Consider the following 16,661-nt stretch of genomic DNA (forward strand, 5'->3'; position numbering starts at 1 on the left):
CTGTTAACACAAAACTTTAACAAAATGACAAAGATTGAGTTTAACACCCTTGTACTGCGCCAGGCAACTTCATTAAGATCATACGCCTTACATTTTACGCACGACGCAGACGATGCTAACGACCTTGTTCAGGATACAATGTTGAAGGCCATAACTTATTACAATAAGTTTAAAGAAGGTACCAATTTAAAAGGATGGTTATACACCATCATGAAAAATACGTTTATTAACAACTATCGCCGTTTTGTTAAAATGAGCACATTTGTTACCAAAAGCGACGAAATTTCTTCGCCAAACCTGGTATTCAGTTCAACAAAAAATCAAGGTGAAGCCAAGTTTGTGATGGATGATATTAAAAGAGCTTTAGATAGGTTGCCCGGCGATTATTACATTCCTTTTACCATGTATTTTGAAGGACACAAATACCATGAAATTGCCGATCATTTAGAGATACCGATAGGTACCGTAAAAACCCGGATACACGTAGCACGCAAGCTACTGAAGAAAAATTTGAAAGCCTACGATAACGGAATTGCCAAACCTGTTTACGCTGAAAATTAATTTTATAAACTCAACCATATATAATAAAAAACCCGCTTATCAAAGGCGGGTTTTTTGTTTTGAAACAATATGGGTTTCAATTTGTACTTTTGACTAAGCCGTGGGCAACTATCAGGCGACTGTTGACACGTCGCCACAACGGCTAAATTGCACCTCATGAACAACCGTATCTATTTTATTGCATCTATTATCCTGATGTTGCTGGTTACCCAACAAAGCCGTGCAGATGAGCCTAACCTGAGGCATATTCGGAATTTACTGGTAGTTTGCATGAACAGCAGCAAAACAACCGATTCATTATATAAAAGCCTGGCTGTAATCAAGAACCCTACAGGGGTTATCAAAGCATACATTGCTACCTTATCGGCATGTAAGGCCAAGCTTAGCTGGAACCCTTATATGAAGGTGAAACACCTTAATAATGCCGAGGCTACCTACAAAACAGCCGTAAGCGCCGATCCGCATAATATCGAGATCCGGTTTTTACGTTTTTCGGTTGAGCATAATGTACCTGGCTTTTTAGGTTTTAATAAAGACCTGGTTACCGATCGTGACGAAATTATTGCTCAGCTTGATAAAAAAAACTATGGTACCGGCGATAAGGATTTAACGGTAGCTATCATTAAATTTCTGCTGAATTCCAAACGCTGCACCCCCGCACAAAATGATGATCTGAACAAACATTTAGCTGAATTAAAGTGAGATACACTTACTTGGCCATCAATATATTGACAGTGTTTTTTCCGTTTGTATTATCATTTGATAAAAAGGTGCATTTTTACAAAAGCTGGAAATATATATGGCCGGGCATGGTCATAACCGGCCTTTTCTTTTTGTTTTGGGATGTGCTGTTTACCATGAAAGGTGTATGGTCGTTCAACCCGCAATATATTACCGGTGTTACAATTTGGGGTTTGCCGTTAGAAGAAGTGCTTTTCTTTTTAACTGTACCGTTTGCGTGTATTTTTATTTATGCATGCTTAAATTACTATGTAAAATGGCAAATAAAGGCGCGAATAACGGCTACCATCAGTAGCTTGGTTGTCGTCTTTTGCATCGCTGGATTAATTTTTTATTACCATAGTATATATACAGCAATTACTTGCGGGGTACTGCTTTTGTTGATTTTGATATTTCAATATGTAATTAAATCAGTTTGGCTTAACCGTTTTTATTTTACCTATTTGGTTGCTCTGATACCTTTTTACGTTGTTAATGGCATACTTACATCTATCCCCATAGTTAGTTATAATAACATTCAGAATATGGGTTTGAGGGTGGGTACAATCCCAGTTGAAGATCATTTTTATCTGATGGCTTTACTGCTTATGAATATTGGCTTTTTTGAGTACTTTAAAGCAAGAAACAAAGCTAATGACTAACCTGCCCCAATATACCAAATCGCAACTGGCGCTGCGCAATGGGCAGGATAAACCCCAGATTTGGGTGGCTTATAAAGGCATTATATACGATGTTACCGAAAGCCGCCTATGGCGCAATGGCAAACACTACGGACACTGGGCCGGCCAGGATTTAACCCCCGAGCTTGCTGACGCCCCTCATACCGAAACAGTATTTGAAAAGTTTGAGAAAGTGGGTACGCTAAGTTCAAGCCCCCCAGCCCCCTGAAGGGGGAGCTAAAAAGCAAGGGGCTGTTTTTTTGGAACAGCCCCCTTTTAATATGCAAAGCTAAATCCTCTTCAAAGGAGAGGATCTCTTATATCTCAAACTTGGCCAACCCCACAAATTGAGTTATGCGGGCAGCAATTTCTTCCTGTGTCAGGTTTCTTAATCTTTCAGATCCAAACTTCTCCACGCAGAATGATGCCAGGGCCGAGCCATAGATGATGGCGTTTTTCATGCTTTCGAAGCTCACAGTGCTCGCTTTGGCCATATAGCCAATAAACCCGCCGGCAAACGTGTCGCCTGCGCCTGTGGGGTCAAAAACCTCTTCTAAGGGAAGGGCAGGGGCGCTGAATATTTTATCCTCATGAAAAAGTAAGGCACCATGCTCTCCTTTTTTAATGATCAGGTATTGCGGGCCCATGGTTAAAATTTTACGGGCAGCCTTTACCAGCGAAAATTCGCCTGATAGCTGGCGTGCTTCGGCATCGTTGATGGTTAGTACATCTACCAGTTTCAAAGTTTTCAGCAATTCATCCAATGCAATATCCATCCAAAAGTTCATGGTATCCATTACAATGAGTTTGGGGCGGTTTTTAAGGCGTTCGATAACGCTTTGCTGTACCTGCGGCGATAAATTGCCCAGCATCAGGTATTCGCAGTCCTGGTACGATTCGGGAATTATCGGGTCAAAGTCGGCCAAAACGTTCAACTCGGTAACCAATGTATCACGGCTGTTCATATCGTTATGATACCTGCCGCTCCAGAAAAACGATTTCTCACCCTGTTTAATTTGCAGCCCTTCGGTATCTACATTGTGTTTGTTAAGGTCTTCAATCTCGCTTTGCGGGAAGTCATCACCTACCACGGCAACGATATTTATATCATCAAAAAAGTAAGATGCGCCCAAACTTGCGAAGGTTGCCGATCCGCCGACGATTTTATCCGTCTTTCCGAAGGGGGTCTCAATTGCGTCAAATGCCACAGTACCAATAACTAACAAACTCATGGAAAATATTTTAAATTTTTTTTGCGCAAATATTGTGAAATTACCGCAGAAATTATACTTTTGCACCACTCCAAACGGAAAAAGATTCCTGAGTAGCTCAGCCGGTTAGAGCATCTGACTGTTAATCAGAGGGTCGCTGGTTCGAGCCCAGCCTCAGGAGCATAAAAATCAATGATTATCCCCACTCTGGCGAGTGGGGATTTTTTTTTCACCTGTTTTTTTGAATAGCTACCTGTTTTTTTGGGATCAAGCGGAATTCTTGTGGGGGAATAAAAAAAGTATTTGTTTTGCGACAGGAATAACAAATACGAATACCCTTGTCAGCAGCATACGAAACCCTTGTCCGTTTAATCTTACCTGAAGGTCTTTTAGAATATTTTGAACTTATGGATGTTCGCTCATCTGAGAGCGGGCAATTGAACATTTACCTGGAAGAAAAGAACCTTGCTCCATTAGGATATGAGAAGCCACAACTGGAATCCAAGGGCTGTGGACGGCAAGCAGCTCGGTCAGCAATATAAAGATCACCTGAGTGATTTTCACAGCTGGGGTCAGAAAGAGCATGCAGAGGAGTGGATGCTGTTTGCAGATAATATAGGCCCTTACCTGAGTATAGATGAAACCGCCTTAAGCAACGGAGAACTGTATACCATTGTTACCAATAAAGAAGCAAAAGGGGGTAAAAAGGCTATCGTAGCGATGATCAAAGGCACACAGGCCGAACAGATCATGGCTGTACTGGAGCGAATACCTGTCCGTAAAAGGAATAAAGTTAAGGAAGTGACGATGGATATGGCTGCTAACATGATCAAAGCTATCCGCAGGTGTTTCAATAATGCTGTGCGGGTTGTTGACCGGTTCCATGTACAAAAGCTGGCTTATGATGCTGCACAGGAAGCTAGGATCAAATATCGCTGGGAAGCATTAGAGCAAGAGAACAAAGCAATAGAGGATGCTAAAAAGAACAAGCAAAGCTATCAGCCTGAAGTATTTAGCAACGGGGATACTTTAAAACAATTACTGGCCAGAAGCAGGTATCTACTATTTAAACACCCATCTAAATGGACTGTATCACAGAAAGAAAGAGCTGATCTGTTGTTTCCAAGGTATCCCTTGCTGCTCAAAGCCTACAACCTGTCAGTCCGGCTGGGGCAGATTTTCACTATCTGTAAAGACAAGCAGCAGGCGTTTAAAAGACTGGCAATCTGGTATAATGATGTAGAAGATGCAGGAATTGAGTCTTTTAAAACCGTATCTAAATCTGTACAAACACATTATGAGTCTATCTTAAACTTCTTCGACAACAGAAGTACAAATGCTTCAGCCGAATCATTTAATGCTAAGGCAAAAGCTTTTAGAGCTACTTTAAGAGGAGTAAGAGATACTACTTTCTTCCTATTCAGGCTTGCCAAAATATATGCCTGAGGATCGCCCCCCCAACTTTTCCGACTGATCCCTCAGCATGACAACGCCCTTTTCAGCACACCATTTTTTAACCAATGCTACTGCCTTTTCATGCTTGGCGTAACGCCTATGGTGCCGTATATCTGGCTGCCGCCATAAATAGATGGCAGGCGGGCATCGCTAAACTGATAACTATCCAGGTACATGTTGTTGCCATCGGCGGTAAGCACCCCATAATATTGAAGAAGAAGGTCGTTCTGCGATACATTTACACCAAAGAAATTTACGCGCCCGCCATTCTGGCTATATTTAATATGAATTGCCTTAGTCGGATCGCCACCGTAGGTAAGCGTTTTGCCATTGTACTGGTAAGTAGTGGTACTATCGGCGCCAAAAGACATGCCCGCCACATCGGGGTAGTACCCGTTAGGCGTATTCCAGTTGCCTGCTATGCCGGGCGCCTTAGCCGGAAACAATTTTAAACTGCCCACAATTTCGTATAACGGAAACGCCCCGCCCGTCATCGTAGCCTTATCTGCCGAGATGAAATACGTTTGCGGACCGTTAAACTGCTGCTCTTTGGCAGGGAAATCATAAACAACCGTTACCTCGGTTTGCCCCTGCGCATTAACAGCCACATGGCTTACTTTACCCTTTACTGTTGAATACTGGCCGTTTAATACAATAAACGAAAAAACAGACATGCTGCTATCCCCGTTAAAACGGATGGATACCGGCCGCGGATAATAATGGTTACCCGCATTACCTATACCGGTATACTCGGCATACGCGAAACTAAAAGTGCCGGTAGTTGGCGGCGGCGGGCCATTAGTGGTTTTTTTACAGCCACACCAAAACACCAGGGCACAAGCCACAAGGCAAACAGATAAAAAATAACTTACGTTTTTCATGTTGATATTTATAAGGTAGATAGATAACACCCTGCACCAACGGGCATTAGGGAACCCCGGCAGGCTGAAATGAACTTTACAAATTAAAAGCCTACAGCAGCAAAAAGCTTTAGCTTACGTTGCAAATCCTTTCGACTTTGTTGCACAATGCCTGCGGCCCGGGCCGTACATTCACACTGCACAGGCCTTAGCTACATTGGCTAGTATCCATTTTCAATCCTTATTGCAGGGGTCCTTAAATAAAAGCCAGATGCTATAGTTAGGTTTGGGTTGCTCTAAAAAGCTAATATTACTGTAGTTATAAACTATAGGCATAGTCGTTCGTTCGGAGACATCCCAACGGTGTAAGAATACAGATAACGGGGGAATTAGGTAAATTCTAATCCCTTTTCCCAATCTTAATTTTAACCCACAAAGCCCTGGCATTAGCCGGGGCTTTGTGGTTCATAGTATCAGTAATAAGTAGTAAGTATCAAGTAGTAAGTAGTAAGTATCAAGTAGTAAGTAGTAAGATTTCTTTATTCCCCTCTCGAGAGGGGGCGCGATAGATTGAGCCGTGGCAGGGGTGTGTTTGCCAGCGTTTCATTGCGCGCGTATAACACACCCCTCCGCCCCTCTCAAGAGGGGATCCGCACATGCCCACGCTTTTTTTCTCTTATTAAACACAAAAGCCCGGCTAATGCCAATAAAAATCTTACTACTTACTACTTGCTACTTACTACTTACTACTTGCTACTTACTACTAAAAATGGCAATGCCTGCGGCCCGGGCTGTACATTCATACTGCACAGGCCTTAGCCACATTGGCCGGTATCCATTTCCATCCCTATTGCTACGCTGCAAAGTGTCCGTCCCTCCGGTATCCCTCCTGCCATATTCGGGACAAGCGGCTCGGTAATATAGCCGCTGCAAACCATCCATAGCCAATTTGCTTAATTTGCAACCTTACACAAACTACTCTGTTTTCAAACTCTTAACCGGGTTCATCAATGCGGCTTTTACAGTTAGTAGCGATACCGTAACAAAGGCGATGATGAATACCGCTAAAAATGGTATAACAAACAACAACCAATTGATACTGAGCCGGAACGAGTAGGTTTGCAGCCATTTGTTAATGGTATACCAGGCCAGCGGTGCCGATACAACAAAAGCAACAACTACCAACACAGCGAAATCTTTATAAAGCAACTGTAAAATATTACTAACGGTGGCGCCAAGTACTTTCCGGATGCCAATCTCTTTGGTACGCTGTACAATGGTGTATGATACCAGGCCAAATAACCCAAGGCAGGCAACAAATATGGCTATGAATGTAAATATGCCAAACACCTGGCCAAAACGCTTATCGGCCTGGTATTGCTTGTTAAAATGTTCGTCAAGGAAAAAATAATCAAACTGATCATTGGGGAAATATGTTTTCCAGTCTGTTTTCAACCCAGCCAATGTTTGCTGTATGTTGGCTGTGCTTATTTTAATAGATACCTGGTTGCGCAAATCCGGTATACACCTAAAAATCAACGCGTCGTAATCATCCCGTAATGATTGCTGATGAAAATTTTCGACAACACCAACAATAGTATAGGTTTTGCCCCAAAAATCAATTTGCTTACCTATGGCCTGTTCGGGCTTATCAAAACCCATTTGGTGAATGGCCTTTTCGTTAAACACTACCGAAGCCGTATCGGTAGTAAACTGGGGCGAAAACCTGCGGCCCGCAAGCAGCTTCATATCGTAAAAAGTCAGGTATTCCTGGTCGCCCCCAATAACACGGTATTGTTTGCCTTGCGACTGATCGGCACCGTGGGGCTTAATGCCGCCCGCGTTCCATGACACCGGCTCGCCCGGCACCGTGGTCGATACCGTCATCCCCTTAATAGCCGGGTTAGTAAGGATGTTGTTTTTAAACGCCTTCATATTGCGGTAAAACGAATCTATTTTGGCTATCGGCGGCTTAACCACAATGGTTTGATCAATATTGATACCCAGGCTTTGGTTTTGCATATATTGAATTTGCCTGAATACCGTTAGCGAGCCAATAAGCAGGAAAATTGATGCTGCAAACTGGAAAACCACCATCCCCTTGCGCAAAATTATGCCCCGCGGCGATGCCGATAGTTTACCCTTCATTACCTCCACAGGCTTAAAAGATGATAGCACCATAGCCGGGTAAAAGCCCGAAAAGAACGACCCTACCAGCAATATCCCCGCTACGGTTATCCAGAATACCGGGTTTAAAAACAAACTAAAGCTGACATGCAGGCCCGATATATTGGCAAAAACGGGCAAAAAAACAATAATCAATATAACCGCCAGCAGCAGCGCTAGCAGGTTAAGCAACCCGGCCTCCAGCATAAACTGTACTATAAGCTGTTGCTTTGCCGATCCTAATGTTTTACGCACCCCAACCTCTTTGGCCCGGCCTATCCCCTTGGCGGTAGCCAGGTTAATATAGTTTATCCAGGCTATAATAATTACAAATATGGCTATACCCAACAGCAGGTAAACAGAATTACCATCGCCATTGGGCTGCAACTCAAACATCAGGTTGGAGTACAGGTGAATGCTGCTTACCGGCTGCAGCGTATAAATGCCGCTTTCGCCCGAGCCTTTAAATTTATCATACGCCTTTTTTACAATGGGGATAAACTTAGCTTCTAAAGCCCTTGGGTTTACACCCGGCTTAAGCAGCAAATAGGTAGTGCAGCCATCATTCATCCACTGGTTATCAATACCAGGCGCATAAATTTTTGACAACGTAGCCCACGACTGTAAAAAATCGAGCTTCATGTGTGTATTTTCGGGCATATCCTCCATTACGCCGGTAACCTTCATCCCCTTATCGTTATAAATGGTAATGTTTTGCCCAACAGGGTTTTGGTTGTTAAACAGCTTTTTGGCCACACTGCGCGATATAACTACCGTATTAGGCTCGGCCAGGGCGGTTTTTGGGTCGCCGCTTAGTAATTTGTACGAGAATATGTTGAAGAACGAATTGCCCACAAAGTAATTATTGGCAACCGTCATTTTCTGATCCTTATAACTCAGCAAAATATCGCCGGCCGGCGATAATTTCACCATATCCTCCACCTCGGGCAAATCGTTTTTAAACTCCGTTCCCGGTGCAAAAGCCCCGCCTGCCCAGCGGGTACTTAACTTGCCATTATTAAAGCGGTCCTGGTTAATGCGGTAAATACGATCCTTCTTCGCCTGAAAATTATCAAAACTCAGTTCAAACGTAACATACTGCAAAATTAAAAGGCATGCAGCCATACCAATAGCCAGCCCCACAATATTAATAAACGAAAAAGCTTTGTTTTTAGTGAGGTTACGGAAAGCAACCAGTAAGTAATTTTTAAGCATAATCAGTGGTTTTTATGCTATTGGTGCAACCAACATTGTGCCCGTGTTTTAAATAATTAACAATCAAATACTTAACAAAGTAACGAACCTACGAAAGCGTTCGGATATGATACAGTATAGTACGTGTGCGAACGGGGGCAGTGCCTGCGGCCCGGGCTGTCCATTCATACGCGCACAAGGCATTAGGCGCCGGACCGGTATCCCAATGTCATTGAGTTACGGGATAAACCTGAATTTAATATCGAACACCGGATATCCAATTTCGAATAACGAAGAAAAATTCGGTATTGAATATTCAAAATTCAGTGTTCGATATTATTTTTACCATAATAACATTGGAATACCTCCCTTTCCAGCGAAACAACCGCCTACTGCCCTGTTTTTTTTTGCGCGTGGTATGCAGCTAAAGAAAGTGCTGCACCAATTGCTCCCATTCCTCGTTCAATGATACCTTGGGCCGTGTTTGCCCTGCCCTGTTGTACCAGTAGTCGGCATTCCAGGTGTCGCCTTCTTTACGGTGCAAATAGGCATGTACCCATGCCGATGCCTTATCATTCAGCTGGTCGACCTGTGCATGTGCAAGGTGCCAATCGCCTTTGCCATCGTACCAAAGGCTTTTCAGCTGCACAGATAAATCGGGGCCGGGCTGGTTTAATTTTAACGATGATTTAAATTCAGATAGCGCATTCATGGCACGTTAATTTTTGGATTGATGGGCTTATTACCGCAAAGCTTATATAAACCGCGTAAAGTTAGGAAGTGCGGCGTAAATTTATAACACGCTAACCATTGTTTTGCCAAACGCACACCCATTTAATAGCCCGCTATCAGAAACCGGCAGCCGGCCTATTTCACCTCCACATTGGCCCATTGTACAATTTGGGTATAATATCTGGCCATGTTTAGCCGTAGCCGCCCAATAGGGATCAGGTACGATGTGTTTGTGAGCTGCTTGTTATAATCAAGGTAATAATAGTTTGAGCCAAAGGGCGTATCGGCTATTTGTTCGCGGCTTATTACGGTACCGTCGGCTGCTACAACGGCTTTTACCAGTACCATATCCGATGGCTGTTCCTTCCCTTTTACCTTCTCATCCGGCCCGCGTTCCAGGTTCTTTTTACTATCGCAATAAATACAAACCAGCTTGTTTTTATAAGCAATAGGTATGTAGCCCGATGTTTCGGTATCGGGCTGTTTGCGGTATAACAAGCCAAATTTACTTTGCCCTCCCTTTAAAAACACATTAATAATAGGGCCGGCGATAGCAATATCGACAGTTTGATACTGTGTTGTGTGATTTGTACCGCTTGCCGGCAGCGTATTTGTATTCATAATGGTTGGCTTCATGCGCATACTTGATGATGTAACCGAGGGGTATCCTGTTAGCGCCAGCGTTCCGTCGTCCAGTTCTGTACAGGCATAATCAACACGTTTAACAGTATAGGTATCTTTACCTTTAACGCCGAAACCCATTTTATATAGCTTTTCCTTAATATCATCGGCGTATGCAAAAAACTGAACAGGGCCGTACGTAAGCTGCTGCAGGTTTAAGCTGCTCAGCAATACGCCCTCGTCCATATAATCGCCATAGTAGTTGGCATATACATACAGGGTAGCATTATCATTTGACACGTGAAACGACAATTTATTGGATTCCCACTCCTTTGATCCGGTGTTGAAATCCATGAATGCCTCGGCACCCTTATTATTTAACACCAACACACCGCGCTTGTATAATTTATTGATAGTGTAGGTGTAGCTAAGGCATTTATTCTCCTGGTTGTCCAAAAACCCGTTTTGTATGGCCATATCCTGGATATTGTTTTTAATGATGGTAACGGCAGGTTTAACAACCGCGTTATTATCATTAATGATACAGGTAAAAATCTCGTTGGTATTACCCGACTGTGTTACCATCAATTCTTTTTGATTGGGCGACAATACCAGGCTTAGCTGGTTATTCGCAATAACTCCGTCTGTTTCAAAACTGCTTACATTTTTTACATGCATGGTGTACAACTCTTTCACCCCGGTTTCGGTAAGGGTTTCGGGCTCTAACGTTGTTACTAACAATTTTACCGACCCATCATCCTGTGCATGGTAATAAAACAGCAGTAATTTATTGTTCAATATAATGGCTTGAGGCGCAAACGGGCCAAACTCTTTTTTTCCTTTGTTCAGCGCGGCTTTGGCAACCTCTTTCATATCGGCCGTATAGCGGTAAAGGCTAATGTTGTATTTTTTATCGTTTAGCCGTGGATATATGGCAAATTGCACGCTTTTATAATCGTACTGCATGCAATAAAAAAAATTGCCCAGGCGGCAGGTACTTCCGGTAGCGTCGCCAAGGCCGCGGTCTTTTAACTCAAATTTATTGGAGAGTGTTACTGTAGCAGTTTGGGCATCAACAAAAAGAGCCGCCATCAGCAGGCAGGCAAAAAATATCCGTTTCATAAAGGTTAACTGGTTGTACTGCAAGCTAATAAATAATTTTTAGCTTAACAATTGGAAATTATTAAAATTTTTCTGGTGATTGACCGCGTGGCGAGTTGGTGTTGCCTTGTCCGGATTTGTCCGTTAATACCTCACTACACTTTGCGGACGGACAGGAAGGTTACCAAACCAATTTAAAGCATTAGCGATAGCAGTGGATACCGGCCCGGTGGCTAATGCCTGTGCAGTATGAACGAATAGCGCGGGCCGCAGGCAATGCCCTGATTACTGCCGCCCAAACCTGCGCTTGCCGGCAATGGCAAAAACGGAGGTTGCCAGGATGCCAACGACAAAAAATATCAGGATGAAGTTCATTTGAGCGGGCAGGTAGGTCATGCCGATGCCGGTGAGCAGGGCTATGGCGGCGTTGATGAGCATAAGGTTGCCTACCCAGTTGCACAGGCCGTTAACATCGCCCACCAGGTTTTCGTCGAACCCGGATATCAGGCTGGCTTTCTTTTTATATTTTATCTGGTAGCCAAATAATAACATCACCAGGGCTATAGCACCAAAAACAAAGAGGTTAAGCATATTATTCGGGTAAATGGGTAAAGAAGGGCTCTTGCCGGGTGTCCCAAAAAAACAAAAGGGTTATAGATTTGAATAGATGTGTATAATACTAACAGCGTTTCTTTTGCCGGTTGGGTATAATAAACTTTAAGGCTCATGAAAGGCCAAGCATATCTCTTACTCCGGTATAGGGCGTTAATTTCCCTTCCTTAGCTTGCTTCAAAGATTCTTTTACGCCTTGTACAACATAATCGGGGTAAACCTCGCTCTTTTGTTCAAAGGTAATTTTCATCGCTTTCATAACTGCCTTCATGGCCGCCAATTGTTCTTTATTTTCGGGATATACGATCAATGCATCCATATTCAAAATTAAAGATTATTAAAACCAAAAGCAATGTAACTATCTTCAATTTACATCAGTTCGCCATCTTTATGCTCATGGTAGGTTTTATAGGCCAGGTAATAAAGTACCAGGGCGGGCAAGGCGTTTAATAATATGTTTACGGCGTTAATATCGGGGTAGGTCATGAATACCTGTATAATTAGCAACACCAGGGCTACAGAGCCACCTATAATAAAAAGGTTACGGAATTTAGGATTCATGGGCAGGTAAATGTATTAATATGAATATTCAACCATTTATTAAACGCAAAAGCTTAATAAATGGTTGAATATATTTATAGCGATTTGATGTTATTTATCGCTTTAGTTCATATTTGGCAGGGGCATCGGGTATTTTTTTAAATACGGTGGCTGCCAAAGGTGGTATGGTAATGCTGATGGAGTTATCCTTGCCATGCCATTTTTCGGCGTCGGCAGTTACCGGGTGATAATTAATGATGCCGCTGCCCCAAAGGTTTTGGGCATCTGAGTTAAATACCTCCTGCCATTTGCCGCCTGCGGGTACGCCAATGCGGTAGTTATAGCGCGGTACCGGGGTCATGTTCAGGATAATTACCAGGTCGTCGGCACGGCTGTGGCCCATGCGGCCATAAACCAGTATCGAGTCGTTGGCGTTGCCACCGTCTACCCACTCAAAGCCGGTAAAATCAAAGGCTTTTTCGTACAGTGCAGGCTCATCTTTATACAGTTGGTTAAGCGCCTTTACGGTTGCCGCCATGCCCTGGTGGTTAGGGTATTGCATTACATGCCATGGTAACGATTGGCTGTAGTTCCACTCATCGCCCTGGCCAAACTCGGCACCCATAAATAATAGTTTGGTGCCGGGGTGCGTAAACATATAGCTGTACATGAGGCGCAGGTTGGCAAATTGCTGCCACTCATCGCCGGGCATTTTGCGCAGCATACTACCTTTGCCGTATACTACCTCATCGTGCGAGAAAGGCAGCATAAAGTTTTCGGTAAAGGCGTATATGGTGCTAAAGGTGATCTCGTTATGATGATACTTACGGTGGATAGGATCTTCGTGGAAATAATCGATGGTATCGTGCATCCAGCCCATCATCCATTTCATCCCAAAACCTAAGCCACCCAAATAAACCGGACGGCTAACACCCGTAAACGAGGTAGACTCTTCGGCAATGGTTTGGGTTGATGGGAAATGGCTGTAAACGGCCTCGTTAAACTCTTTCAGGAACGAGATAGCTTCCAGGTTTTCGTTGCCACCATAAATGTTTGCCTCCCACTCGCCATGCTTGCGCGAGTAATCAAGGTAAAGCATTGATGCTACGGCATCTACCCGTAAACCATCGGCATGGTACCTATCCAGCCAAAACAGGGCGTTACTGATCAGGAATGCCCTAACCTCGTTACGGCCATAGTTAAATATATACGATTTCCAATCCGGGTGGAAACCTTTGCGCATATCTTCATGCTCGTACAGGTGTGTACCATCAAATTTATACAAGGCGTGAATATCGCCCGGGAAATGCGATGGTACCCAATCCAATATTACCCCGATGCCGGCTTTGTGAAACTCCTCGATAAGGAACATCAGTTCCTGCGGCGAACCATAACGGGAAGCCGCAGCAAAATAACCCGAAATTTGGTAGCCCCAGCTTGGGTAATACGGGTGCTCCATTATAGGCATAAACTCTACGTGGGTAAAGCCCATTTCTTTAACGTAGGGCACCAGCTTGTGTGCCAGCTCGGTATAAGTTAAAAACTGGTCGGGGCTTTCGGGGCTGCGGGCCCATGAGCCCAGGTGCACTTCGTAAACGCTGTAAGGTTTATCAAGCGCGTTATGCTCATGGCGGTTGGCCATCCAGTCGCCATCGGTCCATTGGTAAAAGGTATCAACAACTATAGATGCCGTGCTTGGCGGTACTTCCCAGCGCAGGGCAAACGGATCGGCCTTTTCCAGGTCTTCGCCGGTTGATGATTTGATATAATATTTATAGGTTTCGCCTACGCCAATATTCGGGATAAAACCCTCCCATATGCCCGACGAATCCCAACGGGCATTTAAACTGTGCGAACCGCGGTTCCAGCCGTTAAAGTTTGCTATCACCGATACATACTGCGCGTTTGGCGCCCAAACCGCAAAGTAGGTACCCACCACGCCCTGAAAATCAACCACATGCGAGCCAAACTTTTCATACAACTTAAAGTGCTTACCCGATTTAAATAAGCTGATATCAAAATCGGTAAAGCGGCTATAGGGTTCAACTGCTTTTAATATTACAGGGGACGTAGCCTGAACAGCTTCGGCAACTTTTGCTTTAACCGTTTTGGGCTTGGGCGTGCTTGTTTTTTCGGCTGATGCTGTTTTTGCTTTTACAGCCTTTTTGGCGGTAGCTGCAACAGCATCGGGCTCAACCTTAGGTGTTGTAGCTTTAACTACTTTTTTTTCTTTTACAGGCTTTTCTTCCGGTATAGGGGTGTCGGTTGTCTTTGTTTTTTTGGCCATGATATAGATACCTGTCAGGATTTGTAAGGATAACCCAAATTACAGGATTGAGTTTGGTTTATATAAATCAAATATAACAGGATTATGACATTATGCGGGATTTACCGAATTTAATTTTTTGAGAGCGTGGCCGTATTTTATAGATGGTTGTATCGACTATTTGAAATACATCGTTATTTTTCAAACGATTTCAAATTATGATTATAGATACCAATAAAAAATCAATGAATTTTTTAGATTTACGTTATGTCTGCCACATACCTTGTCACCGCCAGCGAGATTAACCGCGTAATTAATTTGGGATATACGGTAGTTCATACACCACCTCCTCCAGTAGAAGAATTTATCAATCAATACTTTAGCGGCTTCCAGCCCTTTGTGTTTTTGGATCAAATAGAACAATTATTAGGAGGGTTGACCACATCACCTATTAACAGGCTAATAAAATTTACTATCACACCGCCGTCTTTTTCTATCTATTTTTATTCAGATAATCATAGGGATATGGACGATGGCCTATTGTTTGCACGTACATTCACCAATGATCCTGCCGGAAATCTTATGGTGAACCATGATTATTTCAGGCTACCTGTTTCGGCAAGAGGACAAAATACAGGCAAAAAAGTATTAGGAGTATGTTTTGACCAGTACCAACAAATTGGCATTAGCAAAATTATGGTACATGCCGCTCTGCAAGACGGTGGTTACGTATGGGCCAGAGCTGGTTTCAAAGCGATTTACCAAAAAGAGATGGAAATTATTTTGAAAACGGCAGAATTGCGACTGCCGTTAAATTTATATAAAATTGCTAAAGGCTGGTATGATGATCATTATAACAATTCCCCCGGTACTCCGTTTAACATATCAGACTGGTCGGGTTTGCGTTTTATGGAGCCTATATTACGGGGCAGTGACTGGCATGGAGAAATTGACTTGACAAACCCGGCTGAATTGCGTAATTTTAAGAAATATGTTTCCAGATAAACACATAAATACAGAAGCCGCGCATATAGGCGAAGAACTATTTGACGATATGGCCTACGAAATTGGCAGGAAGTGCGAAAGCGTACAGCGTGGTATTGAAAGGGGTATATTCGACTTGCCAACCGGCTTAAAAGCTTATGGCGTTCTCCAGGCAGATTATGACACTTATCTTGGCGAACATATGTCAGAACAATTGGTAACTGCTGTTAGCTTATCTACCGCAGCCTCGGGTTATACCAGTTATATCCATGTTATTAATTACATGATGGTTAGCTTTGCAAATACCAGTCCGTCGTTTTCATCTCATTCTAAAACGCTTACATCAGCCCTTCGGGCATTAAAAAAGCTATCTAAAGAGGTTGAAGAAGAAAAATATCATTTCGGCGAATAATAGCTGGCTAACATAGTTGCCAGAATTACATATTCTATTTTTAAAAGAACCAACAAAAAAGAGGCTGTATCATAAATCATGATCAGCCTCTTTTTTATTATTAATGGTTTATTGCTATAAAATCAATTAGTTATCTATGGTTTTATTTGTTTTAACAATCTGATTTTCATATATTTAAAGTATAGATATATGAGATATGGCAATCAGACAACCTGTTTTCAAACACTATGATCAGCAGCAAATATTAGCTATTCCGCCAACCCTGGAGGAGCTAATCCCGCAATCCCATCCGGTTAGAGTTGTCAATGAAGTAATTAACAAGATCAATATTGAGCCTTTATTAAAAGCTTATCATATCAGGGGAAGTTCCAGTGATCACCCTCAATTGTTGCTGAAGGTAGTGGTTTATGGCTATGTGACCAATATTTATTCCAGCCGTAAGCTGGCGGCTGCATGCCAGGAAAGCATCTACTTTATGTGGCTGAGCTCAATGAGTTACCCCGATCATAATACTATTAACCGATTTAGGGGTGTTCGGTTAAAGAA

At 43.1% G+C, this 16,661-nt stretch carries 17 protein-coding genes and 1 tRNA gene; 9 read left to right on the forward strand and 9 right to left on the reverse strand.

Annotated elements, in window-relative coordinates:
- Window positions 1–24 precede the first annotated feature (24 nt).
- The 4 genes from AC1DV1_RS16670 to AC1DV1_RS16685 all read left to right on the forward strand — a co-directional run bounded on the left by AC1DV1_RS16670 (window position 25) and on the right by AC1DV1_RS16685 (window position 2,190).
- Window positions 25–561: an RNA polymerase sigma factor gene (locus tag AC1DV1_RS16670; RefSeq protein ID WP_295712489.1), complete on the forward strand. Its 537-nt coding sequence runs from the start codon at window positions 25–27 to the stop codon at window positions 559–561.
- Window positions 562–717: 156 nt separating this feature from the next.
- A complete protein-coding gene (locus tag AC1DV1_RS16675; RefSeq protein WP_477361163.1) occupies window positions 718–1,263 on the forward strand; it encodes a hypothetical protein in 546 nt (181 codons plus the stop codon).
- Window positions 1,260–1,943: a lycopene cyclase domain-containing protein gene (locus AC1DV1_RS16680; RefSeq protein WP_477361165.1), complete on the forward strand. Its 684-nt coding sequence runs from the start codon at window positions 1,260–1,262 to the stop codon at window positions 1,941–1,943. The genes AC1DV1_RS16675 and AC1DV1_RS16680 overlap by 4 nt, the downstream gene beginning before the upstream one ends.
- Complete coding sequence (locus AC1DV1_RS16685; protein ID WP_477361167.1) at window positions 1,936–2,190, forward strand: cytochrome b5 domain-containing protein; 255 nt, start codon at window positions 1,936–1,938, stop codon at window positions 2,188–2,190. Before AC1DV1_RS16680 ends, AC1DV1_RS16685 begins: the two co-directional genes overlap by 8 nt.
- An 88-nt stretch (window positions 2,191–2,278) precedes the next feature.
- Here AC1DV1_RS16685 and AC1DV1_RS16690 read toward each other — a convergent pair whose 3' ends face one another.
- A complete protein-coding gene (locus AC1DV1_RS16690) occupies window positions 2,279–3,193 on the reverse strand; it encodes a PfkB family carbohydrate kinase (RefSeq protein WP_477361169.1) in 915 nt (304 codons plus the stop codon).
- 86 nt (window positions 3,194–3,279) lie between these two features.
- Between AC1DV1_RS16690 and AC1DV1_RS16695 the strand changes: the two genes are divergently transcribed.
- Window positions 3,280–3,353: transfer RNA gene (locus AC1DV1_RS16695), tRNA-Asn, on the forward strand.
- Between the two features lie 299 nt (window positions 3,354–3,652).
- Window positions 3,653–4,618, forward strand: a complete 966-nt coding sequence (locus tag AC1DV1_RS16700) for an ISAon1 family transposase (protein WP_477361171.1) — start codon at window positions 3,653–3,655, stop codon at window positions 4,616–4,618.
- Between the two features lie 77 nt (window positions 4,619–4,695).
- Here the strand turns inward: AC1DV1_RS16700 and AC1DV1_RS16705 are convergent, their stop codons facing one another.
- The 8 genes from AC1DV1_RS16705 to glgB all read right to left on the reverse strand — a co-directional run bounded on the left by AC1DV1_RS16705 (window position 4,696) and on the right by glgB (window position 14,740).
- A complete protein-coding gene (locus tag AC1DV1_RS16705) occupies window positions 4,696–5,508 on the reverse strand; it encodes a hypothetical protein (RefSeq protein WP_477361173.1) in 813 nt (270 codons plus the stop codon).
- A 954-nt stretch (window positions 5,509–6,462) separates the two neighbouring features.
- Window positions 6,463–8,868 (reverse strand): ABC transporter permease, encoded by a 2,406-nt coding sequence (locus tag AC1DV1_RS16710; RefSeq protein ID WP_477361175.1) that lies wholly within the window; start codon window positions 8,866–8,868, stop codon window positions 6,463–6,465.
- Window positions 8,869–9,271: 403 nt separating this feature from the next.
- Complete coding sequence (locus tag AC1DV1_RS16715) at window positions 9,272–9,559, reverse strand: hypothetical protein (RefSeq protein WP_477361177.1); 288 nt, start codon at window positions 9,557–9,559, stop codon at window positions 9,272–9,274.
- Between the two features lie 155 nt (window positions 9,560–9,714).
- Window positions 9,715–11,322, reverse strand: coding sequence for a hypothetical protein (locus AC1DV1_RS16720; RefSeq protein ID WP_477361179.1), 1,608 nt, complete (start codon window positions 11,320–11,322; stop codon window positions 9,715–9,717).
- Window positions 11,323–11,586: 264 nt separating this feature from the next.
- Window positions 11,587–11,892: a DUF3784 domain-containing protein gene (locus AC1DV1_RS16725; protein WP_477361181.1), complete on the reverse strand. Its 306-nt coding sequence runs from the start codon at window positions 11,890–11,892 to the stop codon at window positions 11,587–11,589.
- A gap of 133 nt (window positions 11,893–12,025) precedes the next feature.
- Window positions 12,026–12,232 (reverse strand): DUF2683 family protein, encoded by a 207-nt coding sequence (locus AC1DV1_RS16730; protein ID WP_477361183.1) that lies wholly within the window; start codon window positions 12,230–12,232, stop codon window positions 12,026–12,028.
- A 50-nt stretch (window positions 12,233–12,282) separates the two neighbouring features.
- Window positions 12,283–12,474, reverse strand: a complete 192-nt coding sequence (locus tag AC1DV1_RS16735) for a hypothetical protein (RefSeq protein ID WP_090644396.1) — start codon at window positions 12,472–12,474, stop codon at window positions 12,283–12,285.
- 94 nt (window positions 12,475–12,568) lie between these two features.
- Window positions 12,569–14,740, reverse strand: coding sequence for a 1,4-alpha-glucan branching protein GlgB (gene glgB / locus AC1DV1_RS16740; RefSeq protein ID WP_477361185.1), 2,172 nt, complete (start codon window positions 14,738–14,740; stop codon window positions 12,569–12,571).
- 246 nt (window positions 14,741–14,986) lie between these two features.
- Between glgB and AC1DV1_RS16745 the strand changes: the two genes are divergently transcribed.
- The 3 genes from AC1DV1_RS16745 to AC1DV1_RS16755 all read left to right on the forward strand — a co-directional run.
- The gene (locus AC1DV1_RS16745; protein ID WP_477361187.1) at window positions 14,987–15,724 is read left to right on the forward strand and encodes a hypothetical protein; all 738 of its coding nucleotides are present in this window, start codon (window positions 14,987–14,989) and stop codon (window positions 15,722–15,724) included.
- Complete coding sequence (locus AC1DV1_RS16750) at window positions 15,711–16,115, forward strand: hypothetical protein (RefSeq protein ID WP_477361189.1); 405 nt, start codon at window positions 15,711–15,713, stop codon at window positions 16,113–16,115. Before AC1DV1_RS16745 ends, AC1DV1_RS16750 begins: the two co-directional genes overlap by 14 nt.
- A 196-nt stretch (window positions 16,116–16,311) precedes the next feature.
- Window positions 16,312–16,661 (forward strand): transposase (locus tag AC1DV1_RS16755; RefSeq protein WP_477361191.1); only part of this gene is annotated, 350 nt, incomplete at its 3' end.

This window comes from Mucilaginibacter sp. P4_D1, from assembly GCF_056401935.1.